This is a genomic window from Salinivibrio proteolyticus (assembly GCF_027286365.1).
GTDB lineage: Bacteria > Pseudomonadota > Gammaproteobacteria > Enterobacterales > Vibrionaceae > Salinivibrio > Salinivibrio proteolyticus.
The window spans coordinates 2,124,495-2,141,421 of the sequence record NZ_CP114584.1 but is presented as its reverse complement, the minus strand read 5'-3'; the positions used below and the strand labels follow the sequence as shown (position 1 = coordinate 2,141,421).

General features: G+C 50.5%; 11 protein-coding genes and 1 tRNA gene. 6 read left to right on the top strand and 6 right to left on the bottom strand.

Annotation, left to right across the window (positions count from 1 at the left end):
- Positions 1-126 precede the first annotated feature (126 nt).
- On the top strand, positions 127-408 hold the full coding sequence (locus N7E60_RS10190; protein WP_069590022.1) for a YeaC family protein: 282 nt from the start codon (positions 127-129) through the stop codon (positions 406-408).
- Between the two features lie 57 nt (positions 409-465).
- Here N7E60_RS10190 and N7E60_RS10185 read toward each other — a convergent pair whose 3' ends face one another.
- From N7E60_RS10185 to sppA, 4 genes are all read right to left on the bottom strand, one after another.
- Positions 466-1,770 carry a YjiH family protein gene (locus tag N7E60_RS10185; RefSeq protein WP_096629447.1) on the bottom strand — a complete coding sequence of 435 codons (1,305 nt, stop codon included), beginning with the start codon at positions 1,768-1,770 and terminating at the stop codon, positions 466-468.
- Between the two features lie 124 nt (positions 1,771-1,894).
- Positions 1,895-2,563 (bottom strand): glutathione S-transferase family protein, encoded by a 669-nt coding sequence (locus N7E60_RS10180; protein ID WP_077455723.1) that lies wholly within the window; start codon positions 2,561-2,563, stop codon positions 1,895-1,897.
- A gap of 108 nt (positions 2,564-2,671) precedes the next feature.
- Positions 2,672-3,685 (bottom strand): asparaginase, encoded by a 1,014-nt coding sequence (ansA, locus tag N7E60_RS10175; protein WP_069590079.1) that lies wholly within the window; start codon positions 3,683-3,685, stop codon positions 2,672-2,674.
- 134 nt (positions 3,686-3,819) lie between these two features.
- Positions 3,820-5,706, bottom strand: a complete 1,887-nt coding sequence (gene sppA, locus N7E60_RS10170) for a signal peptide peptidase SppA (protein WP_269597399.1) — start codon at positions 5,704-5,706, stop codon at positions 3,820-3,822.
- A gap of 214 nt (positions 5,707-5,920) precedes the next feature.
- Here sppA and N7E60_RS10165 point away from each other — a divergent pair, with 214 nt between their 5' ends.
- The 3 genes from N7E60_RS10165 to N7E60_RS10155 all read left to right on the top strand — a co-directional run bounded on the left by N7E60_RS10165 (position 5,921) and on the right by N7E60_RS10155 (position 10,646).
- A complete protein-coding gene (locus N7E60_RS10165; protein ID WP_269597398.1) occupies positions 5,921-7,933 on the top strand; it encodes an NADPH-dependent 2,4-dienoyl-CoA reductase in 2,013 nt (670 codons plus the stop codon).
- 113 nt (positions 7,934-8,046) lie between these two features.
- Positions 8,047-8,595, top strand: coding sequence for an NAD(P)H nitroreductase (locus N7E60_RS10160; protein ID WP_069590027.1), 549 nt, complete (start codon positions 8,047-8,049; stop codon positions 8,593-8,595).
- Between the two features lie 98 nt (positions 8,596-8,693).
- Entirely contained in the window at positions 8,694-10,646 is a 1,953-nt protein-coding gene (locus N7E60_RS10155) for a DNA topoisomerase III (RefSeq protein ID WP_269597397.1), read from the top strand.
- Positions 10,647-10,656: 10 nt separating this feature from the next.
- Here N7E60_RS10155 and N7E60_RS10150 read toward each other — a convergent pair whose 3' ends face one another.
- A complete protein-coding gene (locus N7E60_RS10150) occupies positions 10,657-11,415 on the bottom strand; it encodes a sulfite exporter TauE/SafE family protein (protein ID WP_269597396.1) in 759 nt (252 codons plus the stop codon).
- 235 nt (positions 11,416-11,650) lie between these two features.
- On the opposite strand from N7E60_RS10150, the gene N7E60_RS10145 reads away from it, so the two are divergent.
- Both N7E60_RS10145 and N7E60_RS10140 read left to right on the top strand, forming a co-directional pair.
- Positions 11,651-14,599: a bifunctional diguanylate cyclase/phosphodiesterase gene (locus N7E60_RS10145; protein WP_269597395.1), complete on the top strand. Its 2,949-nt coding sequence runs from the start codon at positions 11,651-11,653 to the stop codon at positions 14,597-14,599.
- Positions 14,600-14,717: 118 nt separating this feature from the next.
- On the top strand, positions 14,718-16,790 hold the full coding sequence (locus N7E60_RS10140; RefSeq protein ID WP_269597393.1) for an alpha-amylase: 2,073 nt from the start codon (positions 14,718-14,720) through the stop codon (positions 16,788-16,790).
- Between the two features lie 43 nt (positions 16,791-16,833).
- Here the strand turns inward: N7E60_RS10140 and N7E60_RS10135 are convergent.
- Positions 16,834-16,910 (bottom strand) — tRNA-Pro (locus N7E60_RS10135).
- Positions 16,911-16,927: the final 17 nt, after the last annotated feature.

Here is a 16,927-nt window from a genome sequence, read left to right as displayed (position 1 = left end):
GGTGAGTATACTTCAAATCTAAGTGTAGTTTATGTCCTAAAGCGTGATTTTGCGCACTGAACTCGAGATGCCGAAAGGCAGGTCGGTTAAGGCATAATAGGGACATGTCAAAAAGCGGAGCCATCCATGGATATTGAACAACTGTTAAAAGCGATGACACCAGAGGTTTACGATCGCTTGTGTTATGCCGTCGAAACGGGAAAGTGGCCCGATGGAACAGCGCTTAACCAAACCCAACGTGATCAAGCACTTCAAGCGGTGATGCTTTACCAATCGCGACATAACGAACAGCCTCAGCATATGACGGTTGCTAAAGGTGGACAGGTAACGTTCAAATCGAAAGCAGAGTTAAAACGTGAGTTTGCGAAGCCGGACGAAGTGCGTATTGATGTAAAGACGAAGCACTGATGAGTCGCTGCGACCGTGGTACGCGCCGCCTGTTAAAGCGGCGCGTTTTTGTATCATTTAGCCGGCAATGAGCAAGGCGAGGGGGATGGAAAGCATCAAACTTAATGCCGTGCGTAATGCCCAAATTACGACCAACCGGAACACGCTGATCGGAATGCTGGTAGCGAGAATGCAGGGAATCGATGCGGAGAAAAACAGTACACTCGACACGCAAGTAATCGCCGCACTAAAACGTAATACAAAGTCTGCCTCACTCAGTAACAGCGCAGGCAGAAACATTTCTGCCAAGCCAGCAGATGCAGCTTGGGCAAGCTGGTGGCCGTTATCTAATCCCCATAGCGCAGTGATGGGGTAAAAAATCCAGCCTAACCACTCAAAGACGGGGGTGTATTTGGCAGCTAACAGCCCTAACAACCCTACCGACATGATCGCAGGCAAGATTGTCATCGTCATCAACAAGCCATCTTTCACGGTGGCAAGCAGGTTGTGACTGACTCGGCCTGCTTGAGCGGCTTGAGATAAGCCAGTTTGATAAGCCAGCCCCCAGCGCTGTCCCTTGATAGCTTGTGGTTCCGGCGCTAGCACATTGTCACTTAAGCCTTTAATAGGCGGTAGCCGCACTGTAATGGCGGTGACAATAAAAGTGATGATTAACGCACTCCAAAAATACAGGTTCCAGTGAGACATTAAATCGAGGGTACGGGCCACAATAATCATAAATGTGGCTGAGACGGTCGAGAAACCGGTTGCGATAATGGTGGCCTCTTTGACCGAATATTGCCCATTTTTGTAGACCTTATCCGTAATGAGCAAGCCGAGTGAATAACTGCCAACAAACGAGGCGACCGCATCAATGGCAGAGCGGCCTGGGGTTCGCCAGATGGGACGCATAATCGGCTGGAGCAAAATACCGATAAGCTCAAGTAGACCGTAACTGACCAAAAAGGACAGAAAAATCGCACCGACGGGGACAATCACGCCGACTGAGACCACTAGTTTGTTGAACAGAAAGGGCAGGATATCAGGCTCATGGAGAAAGGCTGGGCCAATTTTGGTGAGCGCCATGAATGCGCTAACGGCACCAATGCATTTCAATAACGTGAATAGCTTTTGACCGCCGCTTTGCCGCCACTGCCCCGTCCATAGTGGCATAATGGCACCGGCTAAAATAATCATGAGCACATACAGGTTGATCAGGTTGCCAAAGGTGTTTTTTATCCAACTAACAAGGTGATCGAGCGGAATGGTGGTGTTGCCATCAATAGAAATAGGGACGAAGAAAAACACAATGCCAATGGCACTCAGTCCGAACAGGCGCCATAACACCTGCGAATGGGAAGTAACTTGTCTGACGTGCTCCATGTCAGTCTCCAGCTATACAATATCCTAAATTTGTATATACCAGAATACAGACTGTAAGGAATGCTAGTCGGTGAAAACCGTAAAGCGACTCACAGTTTCCACCAAGGGTGAGCATTGGTGCCAACTAATCATTTGGCGCAGAGAGACTGATTGGACTGGCGAAAAAAGGTGTCAGTTGGTGGTTCTCTTCCTGTGCATAATCGCCAAACAGCGGGTGCTGGCTGAGTGCTTCGAGATACTGATTTAGCTGGGTGTAGCTGCTGTCGAGCACCAGTCCTGCCATTTGAGCACAACGAAATAGACTCCACACACTGATGGTGGCCATATTGACCTTATCCGCAGGAATATGGGTAAGGAGTTGTGAAAGGTATTGGCAAGCTTCTGGTAGCGTTTTTAACGCATCATTGACGGCTTGGTGGTCTATGTCTTTTTCGAGCATATGACCCCGTACTACACGCTGATAAAACAAGGTATCCACGATTAAAGGGCTGAGATGGTGACGACAATACCACTCAATCCAGCGTATATCGGCACGGTGACGAGCATTGCCGGGATACAGCAAAGGATCAGGGTACGCATCATCAAGGTACTCGGCCACGATGGTATCGTGATAAATCGTGTGCCCGCCATCGAGCAGTGCAACGATTGTTTGCATGGGCGGGTGGCGCAGCACGACTTCATGCGCTTCAAACGGAGAAGCTGGGACCAGTTCGTAATTCAGTTGTTTAAATCGTAAAGCCAGCGCAATTTTTCGCGTTTGTGGTGATAAAGAATCACCGTGCAACACCATCATTGTGGAACACCCTGATCGGCGAAATGTATGAATAAATTAGCAGATAAAAAAGCCGACATCATTGTCGGCTTCACAAACTCATGATTTTTTGACCAAACTTGAGACGAGCTAGTAATAGCTTAGCTCACCACGTAGATCCTTTTGTACCATGGTGCGAAGGGTCTCAAAAGGCAAGTCTTGACTGAGCAAGAAATGGAGTTTGGCGAGGGCTGCTTCAGGCGTCATATCATAGCCGCTGAGTACGCCGGCATCAGCAAGGGCACAGCCAGTGGCATATCCCCCCATATTGACACGTCCAGCCAAACATTGGGTTAAGTTCAGTACCAACACCCCGCGTTCTGTTGCTTGTTTGAGTAGCGACAGTAGCTCAGGGTTCTGCGGTGCATTACCCACCCCAAACGTAAGTAAAATCATGGCATTAACAGGTTGCTTTAATGCATTGCGTACCACGTCGGGTGAGATCCCCGGATACATCATAATCACAGCCACTGGTTGGTCGTTGATGGTATGTACTTTAAACGGACCTTGTGCCGGCTGATTAAGATCGGTGGCTTTCACTTCGATATGAATGCCCGCTTCCAACAGTGCGGGTAAATTCGGTGAAGTGAACGCATTAAATCCATCTGCATGCGATTTGGTACTACGATTACCGCGCAGCAATTGATTATTGAAGAATAAAGTCACTTCATTTACCGGATAGTTCGCTGCAATATGCAGGGCGTTCAATAAGTTCGCCTGTCCGTCAGAGCGAAGCTCGGCAATGGGGATCTGAGATCCGGTGACAATCACAGGTTTTTCCAAGTTCTCTAGCATGAACGACAACGCCGAGGCGGTGTACGCCATGGTGTCGGTACCATGTAAGATCACAAAACCATCGTAGTCGTCGTAATTCGCTCCAATATCGTCAGCAATGCGTTGCCAATCCTCTGGCGTCATATCCGATGAATCAATGAGTGGTTCGTACTCATGAATGGTAAAACGAGGCATTTCTGGACGATGGAATTCTGGCATGTTTTCGAGCTGTTGCTGTAGAAACCCAGAAACAGGCACATAGCCATGATCGGATTTCTGCATGCCGATGGTGCCGCCCGTGTAGGCGATATAAATATGTTTACGTTCCATCATGACAAATCTGCATTAAATGAGCGTGAGCACAGTATACATGTAACCGTTACATGGTTGGTACTGCGTAACCACACAGAATCGAGGAAAACTTTGGGATAAAGCTCCGACCAGGACGGCCGGAGCAAAGCGTGCTACTGATACTGGCAATTTAAGCAGAACAAGTAACGCCCTTGAGGATCGTTAAATTGTTCGAGCATTGTCACCGACTGTAACTGCGGTGACGCCAGTAACTGGCTTGCAAACGTCGGGAGGTTCGCCTGCATCGCTTGGCCAAAAACCGACGCGGTTTGGCCGAGCATCTCAGTCATAAACTGCTCGAACGGCGTCAGCGGTTTTTGCATCCAATCTAGCTGATAGTTTTCCAAGCCCGCCAATTCTGCTGCTTGTATCACCGCATCATCAAAGTCGCCCAATTGATCGACTAATCCGAATTTCAGCGCATCGCTACCGGTCCATACGCGACCTTGAGCCACCTTATCTGTTTCTTCCAAAGACAGGTTACGGTGCGTGCTAACCAAGGAAATAAAGCGGTGATAGCCGTGCTCAATGCCCAGTTGCATGATTTGGCTGACATCTTCAGGCAAGGCCCGAGTTACACCAACTCCCGAGAAAGGGGTTGTGCCTACGCCATCTGTGTGGACACCAATATCTTCCAGCGTGTTCTCAAAGGTGGTGAACAGGCTAAAGATACCAATAGAGCCGGTAATGGTGGTTGGTTGTGCGACGATGCGATCCGCGCTAGCAGAGATCCAATAGCCGCCAGAAGCCGCGACGCTAGACATAGAAACCACCACAGGCTTACCAGCTTCGCGCAGTGCATCGACCTCATTGCGGATAATTTCAGAAGCAAACGCACTACCGCCTGGGCTATCTACACGCAACACAACTGCTTTAACACTGTCGTCAAGGCGAGCATCGCGTAGCATCGCCGCCGTGGTATCACCACCGACGGTTCCTGGGCGCTGAACGCCATCCATAATCGGGCCACTGGCGACAACGACGGCAATATTATTGTCACCGGGGATGGCAAAGCGAGATTGAATTTTGGGTAGATAGTCGTAGTAGCTGGTGTACTCAAAACTGTCTTCCCCGTCGCTGCCAAATTTATCGGCAAGATAACGACGGATCTCTTGACGGGTCATCAACTCATCAACAATGCCAATATGTTTGGAAAGCGACGCAAAATCTCCCCCAAACGCCTCCAATGACGTAATGAGTGTATCGGCAGAGGGAGAGAACATCGCCGCTTTAATGCCACGGTTTTTCGCCACATCGCTTACATACGCGTTCCAAAGCTGGTCGAGCCATGCTTGATTCGCTTCACGCGCCTGTGGAGACATGTCGGTGCGTGTATAAGGTTCGACAAAGGACTTATAGGTGCCGACTCGGAAAACGTGAGTCGAGACATCTAATTTATCGAGTAGATCCTTCCAATACAGGTTGTAACTGCCATACCCTTGGAGCATCACCATGCCATCTGGTGACATCAGAATTTCGTCAGCATAGCTCGCTAAATAGTACTGGCTTTGGCTATACATCCCACCAATCGCCACGACCGCTTTACCACTTTGCTTGAACTCATCGATAGCTTTGGCGATATAGCGAAGCTTGGTCAGGCTCGTGGATGGCATGTCGCCTAGGCTAAGCACTAACCCGTTAATCTTATCATCCGTCGCGGCATGGCGGATGGTATCGACGATATCAAAGAGTACGTTTTCGGTTTCAATCGGTTGTCCGAGCGCGTTGCGTGAGAGGGTATCGATCGGATCGATACGACGGCGCTGTTCAACAATGGGGCCGTTTATATTCAGTAACAACGCGTGTGGGGCGGGTTCAGCTTGAACGGCTTTTTTCGCGGTTGTGTCACCGGTTGGCAGCGGCGAGTCGGCGGTTATCGCCCAATAAATGCCCACAATAACAGCAATGAAAAGCACATTTAACAAAAGCTGACGCACGAACCCGATGGCAACCCAAAGCCATCGGAACAAAGATGCAATGAAGCGAAACAGTTTTTTCATACTCTAATCCATCGATATATGTCGCTGATATCCTAGCTGATCACTGCAAGGATCGATAGCCCAAGCTTATCCCGTATCCGACAGAGTGGGGAGGAAATTCCTACTGAGATCAACTATTCGACAATCGATGTTGCTGGTTTGTAAACGAACGTTTGAAAAACAGTAGCCGACAGCGCTATAGTCTGGTCAGACCACAACAATAAGTGAGCAAGCAATGGAACAGCACTCTTACCCCCATATGCTAGCCCCGCTAGATCTCGGGTTTACAACATTGAAAAACCGCGTTCTGATGGGCTCGATGCATACCGGATTGGAAGAAGCCAATGACGGTTTTAAAAAGCTCGCAGCCTTTTACGCAGAGCGCGCGAAAGGCGACGTTGGCTTAATTGTCACTGGTGGCTTTTCGCCGAATTTTCGCGGTCGATTGACTCCATTTAGCGCACAGTTTAGTTCTGGACGCGCCGCTCGTGCTCATCGAGCCATCACAGATGCGGTACACGCTAATGGCGGAAAGATAGCACTTCAATTGCTTCATGCCGGGCGTTATGCCTTCCATCCGTTTGCCCAAAGTGCCTCCGCAATCCGCGCTCCAATCAGTAAGTTCACGCCTTTTGCCATGAGCGAGAGGTCGATTTGGCGTACGATCAAAGCCTTCGGCCGCAGCGCCGCGCTCGCGCGAGAAGCGGGTTATGATGGGGTTGAAATCATGGGATCTGAAGGTTATCTCATCAACCAATTTTTCTGCCATCGTGCCAACCGCCGTTATGATCAATGGGGCGGCTCGGTGGAAAATCGCATGCGTTTTGCCGTGGAAGTCATGCGTGCGGTGAGAAAAGCGGCCGGTGACGATTTTATTGTGATCTTCCGATTATCGATGTTGGATTTGGTCGAGCAAGGCAACACCTTTGACGATGTGGTCGCGCTAGCGAAAGGCCTAGAGCAGGCCGGTGTCACCATTATTAATACCGGTATTGGCTGGCATGAAGCGCGCGTTCCAACCATCGCAACGCAAGTTCCTCGCGGCGCCTTTAGTTGGGTGACAGAAAAACTCAAAGGTGAGGTGTCGGTGCCTCTGGTTACCTGCAACCGAATTAATACCCCAGAGGTGGCCGAACAGATTCTCGCCAGCGGTCAGGCTGATATGGTTTCGATGGCACGTCCTTTCTTGGCCGATGCTGCCTTTGTTGCCAAAGCTAAGGCTGGGCAATCGGAGGACATCAATACCTGTATTGCCTGTAACCAAGCGTGCTTGGATCATGTGTTTAAAGGCAAGCGAGCCAGTTGCTTGGTGAACCCGAAAGCTTGCTACGAAACAGAGTTGGTGGCGACGCCAGTTCGGCAAGTGAAAACGGTGGCTGTCGTGGGAGGCGGAATGGCTGGGATCAGCTGTGCCACCGAAGCGGCTGAGCGAGGCCATACAGTGACCTTGTTTGAAAAATCTGATCGCTTAGGTGGGCAGTTTAATTTAGCGATGACCATTCCCGGCAAAGAAGAGTTCCAAGAGACCATTCGCTATTACTTGCGTCGTTTGGAGAAAGCCGGTGTCACCGTCCATCTTAATCACAGTGTTGAGGTCGACACCCTCAGGGAATTCGATGAGGTAGTGGTTGCAACCGGGGTTAAGCCTCGCCGTCCCGCGATTGAGGGCATTGATCATCCTAAGGTGATTGACTATCAAACCTTTATTCGTGAGCAACCTGAGTTGGGGAGTCACATTGCGATTATCGGCGCGGGCGGGATCGGCGTGGATGTGGCCACTATGATCACTGAACCTGCGAATCAACAACTGGATGACTGGTTGAAAGAGTGGGGGATCGATAAAACTATTTCCCACGAAGGAGGATTGTACCCTGCCCATGACACTAAGAGTGACAAGCAAGTATGGGTCCTGCAGCGTCGGGAAGGCCGCGTTGGCAAAGGCCCAGGGAAAACCACAGGTTGGATCCATCGTAAAACTTTGCAAAAACGAGGTGTAAACTTAGTGGGCGGTGTGACCTACCATAAAATTGATGATGGGGGATTACACATCAGCATCAAAGATGAGCCTCATGTCATTCCTGCCGACCAGATTATTCTCTGTGCCGGTCAAGAGTCTGTGAATGCGTTGGCCAAGACACTTGAGTCGGCAGGTTTGCCATTCCATTTGATTGGCGGGGCGGAGCATGCGGGAGAGCTAGACGCTAAACGGGCCATTCGTCAGGGCATTGAAACCGCACTCGCGCTGTAAACCCGTATAAACTGCGCGACTTTGTCGCGCAGTGGCTGTGTTAGCATAAAGCAATCAGTACGATACGCTGCGGTGATACCGTGGTTGCATATACGGGTTACAAGGAAAAGACCATGAACGCACTTGATTTGCTATTACAGCGCCGCTCTATTCCACGTTTAGCCGAGCCAGCGCCAAGCGGCCAAACGCTAGAGAACATTCTTCAAGCTGGGTTGCGCGCCCCTGATCATGGCGCATTAACGCCTTGGCAGTTTGTGGTGTGTGAAGGTGAAGGATTAACGCGGCTATCTCAGATTTTAGTGGAGGCCGCGAAAGCCGATGGCGCGGACGATACTGCGATAGAAAAAGCCAAACAAGCACCGTTTCGCGCACCGATGGTCATTGCGGTCATTGCGCGTACACGCTTTCATGAAAAAGTCCCGACGATTGAACAGCATATCTCCGCCGGTTGTGCCACCCAAGCAATGCAAATGGCAGCAGTTGCGCAAGGTTTTCAAGGGTTTTGGCGTACCGGCACCTTTGCCTATCACCCTGTTGTGCGCCAAGCGCTAGATGTAGATGGTGATGATGCGATTGTCGGCTTTTTATATCTCGGTACCCCAGATTGCGCACCGGCCAATGCGCCAACGCGTGATACCAGCAAATACGTGAAGTATCTCTAATTCACTTTTAAAGACCTGTGCATATGTACAGGTTTTTTATTGCGCCCGCCATACGCTTTGCATAACATGTGGTTCATTGCACAGAGTTAGAGAGTGATATGGCGCGCCTATTTATCGCCGAGAAGCCCAGCCTCGGCAGAGCCATTGCCGCCGGTTTGTCCAAACCGCAAAAAAACCACAAAGGCTATATCGAAACCGCCAACGGTGATGTGGTGACATGGTGTATCGGCCACTTGCTTGAGCAAGTCGAGCCGGACGCGTATGACAGCCAGTACAAGCAATGGAAGTTAGCACATCTGCCTATCGTGCCTCAGCAATGGAAACTGCGTCCGCGTAAATCAGCGGCTGGTCAATTAGCGATCGTGAAAAAACTGATCAAGCAGTTTGATCACCTCGTACACGCAGGTGATCCTGATCGTGAAGGGCAACTACTGGTTGATGAAGTCATTGATTATGCGGGAGTGAGTTCAGCGAAAAAGGCACGTATTCAGCGCTTGTTAGTCAGCGATCTAAACGTGTCGGCCGTGAAAAAAGCGCTCAACAAAATGGGTGACAATCACGCCTTTGTTCCTCTGTCCGTGTCAGCGTTGGCGCGCTCTCGCGCTGATTGGCTCTATGGGATGAATTTGTCACGTGCCTACACGTTACTCGGTCAACAAGCGGGTTACCAAGGCGTGCTGTCTGTAGGACGTGTTCAAACCCCAGTACTGGGTTTGGTGGTCCGTCGTGACCAAGAAATCGAAGACTTTGTCCCTCATCCTTTCTATCAACTCGATGCTCTGTTGCCGTATCAAGGTGAAATGATCCGAGCTAGATGGCAGCCTAGTGACGCGTGCGCGCAATGGCAAGATGCACAAGGGCGCGTAATTTCTCGCGCTCTGGCCGAGAATGTTGCTAATCGTATTACTGGCCAACCGGCAAAGGTGACAGAGGCTGAGCGTCAAACCCGCAAGCAGGCTGCGCCGCTGCCCTATAATTTGTCGGCCTTGCAGATTGATGCATCTAAACGGTTTGGCTTTAGTGCGCAAAAAGCGCTAGATATCTGCCAGCAGCTTTATGAGCGACGTAAATTGATTACCTATCCGCGTTCGGACTGTCGATACCTGCCTAAGGGCCACTTTGCGGAGGCAGGTAAAGTCGTGCAAGCGATTCGACAAGGGTGCGAACCGCTTATCGATGCGTGCGATCAGGCAGATACCTCTAGAAAGAACAAAGCATGGAACGATGCAAAGGTCGGCGCGCACCATGCCATTATTCCCACCGCAAAAGCGGCGCCTGCTGGGCTTTCTAGTGATGAAGCCAAACTTTACCAGCTCATCGCGCGCCAGTATCTCATGCAATTTTATCCACCGGCGGAATATGCAGAAGGTAAACTGGTGTTTGATATCGCGGGCGGTTGCTTTATTGCCAAAGGAAAAGTCTTGACCGTTGCAGGTTGGCGTTCGCTACTGCCGAATACGCAAGTGGCTGAGGCGTCAGCGAGCCCCTTGCCTCACTTACAGCCGGGCGAGCAACTAGTGTGTGAGCGCGGTGAGATAAAAGGTTGTATGACAGAACCGCCGGCCGCCTTTACCGAATCGAGCCTGTTGCAGGCGATGACGGGGATCGGTCGCTATGTGCAAGATAAAAAACTGAAGGATATTTTACGAGAAACCGATGGCTTAGGGACTGAAGCAACCCGAGCCGGGATCATCGAGTTGTTGTTAAAGCGTGGCTTGTTACAGCGCCAAGGCAAAACCTTACATGCGACACCGAGTGGAAAAGGACTGATTGCCGCGTTGCCGGATAGCGCGACCTATCCAGATATGACCGCGCAATGGGAGCGCCAACTGCAAGACATGGCAGAAAAAAAATGCGCCTATCAACCTTTTATGCATGCATTGACCGAACAATTACAAGGTTTGATTGAGATGGTAAAAACCGCACCGCCCCCCACATCGTTGAAGAATTTATCGCCGCCACCTAAGCGTCAATTTACCCGTAAACGTCGCACGGGGGATAAAACACCCCGGCGCAAGCGGGCACCCAAACGACAAGCGTCTACAGGCTGATACTTTGGGATTAAAACGCATAAGCGGCAATACAGCCCACTAACGTCATGACAAACAAAAAGAGTTTGAGCGTCTTTGGATTGGCAGAAATCGCAAATTTGACGGCTACGCGTGCGCCAGTCATGGTGCCGACGGCAAGGAGTAGCCCCGGCAGCCAATGCACCAGATCATCAGCAATAAAAACCAGTAACGATAAGGTGGTGAATGCAAGTGTACAAGCCAGCTTAAGCGCGTTGCCGCGCACCAGATCATAATTCAAGGTGCCGCATAAGGCCGCCAGTAACACAAAACCAACCCCAGCTTGGACAAAACCACCGTAGAATCCTGCTAAACATAAACCCAGCCATGCACTCGGTGTGTCTTTCACTTTTTTAATTGGTGTTCTCGGTGGCGGGGTGAGGGTGGCCGGTTTGACTAACATCACCACTGTCATGGTAAGTAGCGTCCCCAGTAAAAGAGGTTTCACCCAGCTGGTGGGCAGCCAAGCGGCGGCAAGTGCGCCAAGTAAGCCACCAATCAAGCTGGGTACCAGCACTGGCCAGATATCTTGCGTATCAAGTTTGTCGTGGCGTTTAAAGCCAGCCATCCCCGAGGCGCATTGTAACCACACGCCAACGCGATTGGTCGCATTGGCGACGTCGGCAGGCATCCCCATGACCATTAACGCTGGAAGTGTCAGGTTGGATCCACCGCCGGCTAAGGTATTTATAATACCGGCAATAAACCCAAGCGCGACCAATATCGCGCCATACTCCATGGTCAGTGTCATCCTTGTCTCCTGATGTCTAAAAAGCCAGCATCTCTTACTATGTCAATACGCATTATGTGTCGTGCAACGTCTTTGATGTGTTACTTGATCTAAACCATGTTGTCGGACACCATTCATCACAAACCGGCCCTAAGTGCTGGCGATTCTACGCGGCGGTTATATAATCCCGTGCTACGCCTGAAGTTGTTCATCATGTTCGCCTAAAAAAGTGGGCGAAATAAGGTTGTATTGCGTCATGCAGCAAGCAGTTCCCTCGGCGCTAGACTCTGTCGCCCGTCGTTCGGCCCGAGTAGGGTTTATATACAATATACTGATTTCTATCATGGTCTTCGTGCTTGTTGTCGCGTCAGTGGAATTCTGGCTATACCAACAAGAGCATGATAAACAGATAGATAAAGTGCGCGCGGCATTATTGGCCTATCGGTCTCGTATAGAACTTAACGTGACACAAAACATGGATTTAAGCTACGGCCTAGCAACCTATATCAGTTTAAATCCTGAGCTTACCCAAGAGGCATTTGCCGAGTTCGCGGCGCAATTGATGTCTCAATCTACCCATATTCTTAATTTTGGTGCCGCGCGAAATTGGGTGATTAGTCATGTCTATCCGGAGTCGGTGGGTGAAACCCTGCTCGGTACGGATTATCACGATGTTCCGTCACAACTAGAAAGTGTGCGTAACGCCCATGCCTCTGATAAACCCGTAATCTCAGGGCCTGTTGAGTTGCTGCAAGGTGGAACGGCGTTAATTGCGCGACAAAGCATTACCAATGCCCGTAAGCACCTGCCGTGGGGCGTGCTTTCCACGGTGCTAGACATTGAGGCGTTGTTTACCGACAGCTTTACCCAAGGGGAGCGGTTACCCGTTCAAGTTGCCTTAGAAGGGCGCCGACGGCTGACTGAGTCGTTTAAGCCTATCTATGGGACGCCGCAGATACACACGCAGGATCCGGTCATCGTGACGATGAGTTTACCATCAGGTCAATGGCGTTTACTCGGGATCCCTGAAGATGGCTGGCACGGTGTGCGTTGGCACCCGAGAGTCTGGCTAATGGGTGTCATTGTACTCGGCTTTTGGCTAGGAGGACTCTACGGTCGCTATAATGCTGGCCGCAGCTTTGCACAATCAATTGGTCGGGTTGTGGATGATAGCCATCGTTTCCGCAGTATTTTTAAGCGTCACGACGCTGTGATGTTACTGTTGGATGCCAAAAGTGGCGACATTGTCGATGCCAACGACAGTGCTCAGCAGTTTTACGGCTATGATCATGCGACACTGACATCCATGCGGATCAGCGATATTAATACTCATACCGAGAGTGCATTGCGTCAAAGCCTTTCCCAAGCGCGTCAGCGTGATAAAAACTACTTTATCTTCACTCACCGTTTAAAAAGCGGTGAGGTGCGTCAGGTTGAGGTGCACTCTTCACCCATCACCATAGGTCATGTCAAATTACTCTTTTCCGTGATCCATGATGTTTCAGAGCGACTTGAGGTTGAGCGTAAGCTGATGCTCAACGCAAAAATCTTCGAACAATCGAGCGAAGGGGTACTGGTGACGGATGCAGACGCCAAGATTGTGGCAGTCAATGGCGGCTTTAGCGCCATTACCGGCTATCAAGAAGAGGATGTTCTAGGGAACGATCCGTCCATTCTTAACTCGGGGCGTCATGATAAAGCCTTTTTCCGCGCAATGTGGGAAGAGGTTGCCCAACAAGGCCGATGGAAAGGAGAAATATGGAATCGGCGCAAAGATGGGGTGGTATATCCACAACTGCTTTCTATCAGTGTGGTAAAGAACGACGCCGGTGAGGTGGTGAACTATGTTGGCGTCTTTTCAGATATCTCCAAGCTAAAAGACTCAGAGAAAAAGCTGATTGATTTGGCGCACTATGATGCACTGACCGGCTTGCCGAATCGCTTACTATTGGCATCTCGCACTAGACAAGCACTCAAGATGCCCATGGGGGCTCATGGCAAACTGGCTCTGATGTTCCTCGACCTTGACCAGTTTAAATTTGTTAATGATAGCCACGGACACGCCGTGGGCGATGAGCTGCTAAAGCTGGTGAGTCAACGCTTGTATGGTTTGTTAAGAGAAGGGGACACCTTAGCGCGACTGGGCGGGGATGAGTTCGTGGTGCTGCGTTTAATTCACAGTGACAAAGCCGCATGTGTCAGTTTGTCCGAAGACATTATTCAGGCGATGAACCGCTTGTTTGTGCTCAGCGGGGGGGTTGATGCTCAGATCGGTGTCAGTATCGGCATTGCCCAATACCCAGACAATGCCGCCAATACCGAAGAACTACTAACCTTTGCCGATTCTGCGATGTACTTCGCCAAAAAATCGGGTCGCAACACGTATGCGTTTTATAATGATGCGCTAACCGTCGAAGCCAACAATAAATTGCGCTTAGCGGTCGAGCTACGGCAATGCGTGCAAAACGAAGAGCTTGAGCTTTTCTATCAGCCACAAGTGGATCTTGTGACCGGCAACATTATTGGTGTTGAGGCGCTGCTGCGTTGGCACCATCCTGAACGAGGCGTGCTCTCGCCGTTTCATTTTATTGACGTGGCTGAAGAGCGCTCGATTATTCACGATATCACCCAGTGGGTGGTGGAAACTGGGTGTCGTCAGTTAAAACAGTGGCAAGATGCGGGTCTGATGGTCTCGTTGGCGGTAAATATTTCACCACGCAATCTAGCGGATATTACCTTTACGCAGGTCGTGGCCGAAGCACTGGAAAAAACGGGCGCCGATCCGCGCTTTCTCGAGTTGGAGATCACCGAAAACACCCTAATTGAAAATCAAGCCAGTGCACTGAAAGTGTTGGAGCAGTTGCGAGAAAAAGGGGTGGGTATTGCGATTGATGACTTTGGGACTGGGTATTCGTCGATGGCCTACTTAAAACGATACCCGATCTCTAAGTTAAAAATCGATCGACACTTTATCAAAGATATCCAAAGTGAAGCACCGGATGAAGAGGAAGTGGCGATCGTGTCTGCGATGATCGCAATGGCCGATAGTCTCGGCATGGGCGTGGTGGCAGAAGGGATTGAAACCACTCACCAACAAGCGATATTGCGTGAGCTGGGCTGTACCTTCGGACAAGGCTTTCTGTATAGCCGACCTGTGCCCGCAGACGAGATCGCCGAGCTATTCGGCATTGATGAGAGTCTATGAAAACCGATTAACTCCGCCCTCTCTGGTTAGCCCTCACACTTTTAGGGCTGAGAGCCAAGAATGATGTTATCACCTTGCTGTTTTTTTACCCTAGTAGAAAATGGCAAGGAGCACGATCATGATCCCCTTATTTTCTTGGCGGCGCATTGCATTGGCTGTGGCGGTTGCTTGTTCAGCCTCGGTGTCTGCAGCGCCACATATCACGGTTTCAACGTCAACCACGCAAACGGATGGGCCGCTTACTGACCAGCATCCCACTGTGTTCTCATTGGGTAAAAACACTTACAAGGTCTCGGTCAGTGGGCTTGACGGTGAATGTGACGCGACCTCACCGAGCCAAGTCAAATTCAACACGCCAATTCCTTTATCGTGCCACGCGGAGAGCCACTTTGAGGTCAATATTCGCTTTGCCGGTGATTATGGCTTTTATTTCGATCCTAGCACCCACACACTGAGTATTAAGCGGGAACCTAAAAAAACCGCGACTGTATTTAAACGGCCTTTGCCCAATGTGCAATGCCCTGTTTATCGCGGTGGCCCTGTCACCCTTACTGTTGGTGAGGCATTCGCCGATGGCACACTATTGAAAGAGGCGCTCAGCGGTCAGGTTGTACGTGTTCGCGACCATCAGGTGACGCTGACCCCAGCATCAAATAGCGGTGGATTGATATTATTAGCGCCGACCGAGCGCGAACCTCAGGCATTTACCTACCGCAATGCCAATATCTACTTTGTAATGGTTGATCGCTTTCACAATGGCGATCCAAGCAATGATCACAGCTACGGTCGCCACGCCGATAATCAACAGAACATTGGTACCTTCCATGGTGGCGATTTGCAGGGGGTGCTCGAAAAGCTCGCTTATATTCAATCACTGGGTACGGATGTGATTTGGCTGTCACCCATTGTCGAGCAGGTACACGGCTTTGTTGGAGGCGGCAGTAAAGGCGCGTTTCCTTTTTATGCTTATCACGGCTATTGGGCGCGAGACTTTACGCAAGTAGACCAAAACTTTGGCGATGATGCGGTGCTGAAAAAACTGGTAGAGGCCGCACATCAACGTGGCATGAAGGTCTTTCTTGATGCAGTGGTTAACCATCCTGGTTACGCCACCTTAGCGGACTTACAACAAGATGGCATTGAGGTGGTGAATGCGGACGCGTTACCACCGCAATGGCAAGATTGGCACCCCAAAAAAGGGCAAAGTTGGCATGATTTTCACCAAGCGGTGGATTATCAAAGCGCAAACTGGCAGCACTGGTGGGGTAAAGATTGGGTACGAGCGGGACTACCGGGCTACGATGCACCTGGATCGAGCGATCAAACCCTGACTTTGGCAGGGCTTCCTGATTTTAAAACCGAATCGACCAAGTCAGTGACGCCGCCTCAGTGGTTGCTCGACAATCCCGGCACACGTGTAAAAGCTCAAGATGGCTATACGGTTAGCGATTATTTACTTGAGTGGCAAACTCAGTGGGTTGAACGCTTTGGGATAGATGGGTTTCGCGTCGATACGGTTAAACATGTCGATGGTGAGATCTGGCGAGCACTTAAGCAGAAAGCCAGTGCCGCTTTGGCATCGTGGCGACAGAAGCATCAGCAGTCCGGCGCGCCTTTTTGGATGATGGGAGAAGTGTGGGGCCACAGCGCCTATCGCAGCCCGTATTTCGATCAAGGTTTTGATGCGCTCATCAACTTTGACCTGCAAAAACAGATGGACAAAGGTGCGTACTGTCTTAGCCAAATGGAAGACACTTATCATGCTTACGCCCAAACCATGCAAAACGAAGCGGATTTTATTCCAGTGAGCTATATGTCGTCACACGATACCGAGCTGTTCTTTAGCCGCTTCAAAGATATGGCGATGCAACGCGGCGCGGCTAATGCACTCTTGCTCACACCGGGGGCTATTCAAGTGTATTATGGCGATGAGGTTGGGCGAGACTTGGGTCCCTATGGAGATGATTTCCACCAGGGCACGCGATCTGACATGGTGTGGTCACGTACTCCAAAGCAACAGCGTTTGTTAGCCCATTGGCGTAAGGTGGCTCAGTTTAGACAGCAGCATCCCGCCGTAGGCGCAGGGGTACATCGGGCCATTGCCCAAGACAATGCTTATGTCTTTTCTCGACAGCTAGGCGATGACACCATTGTTGTCGCCTTTGTCGGTCGAACCGCAAGCCAACCGTAGAAATGAAAAAGCCCGCCACTCAGAGAGTGGCGGGCGAGAAGATTGGTCGGTCTGACTGGATTTGAACCAGCGACCCCTGACACCCCATGACAGTGCGCTACCAGGCTGCGCTACAGACCGACTAAGCGCTATATTAC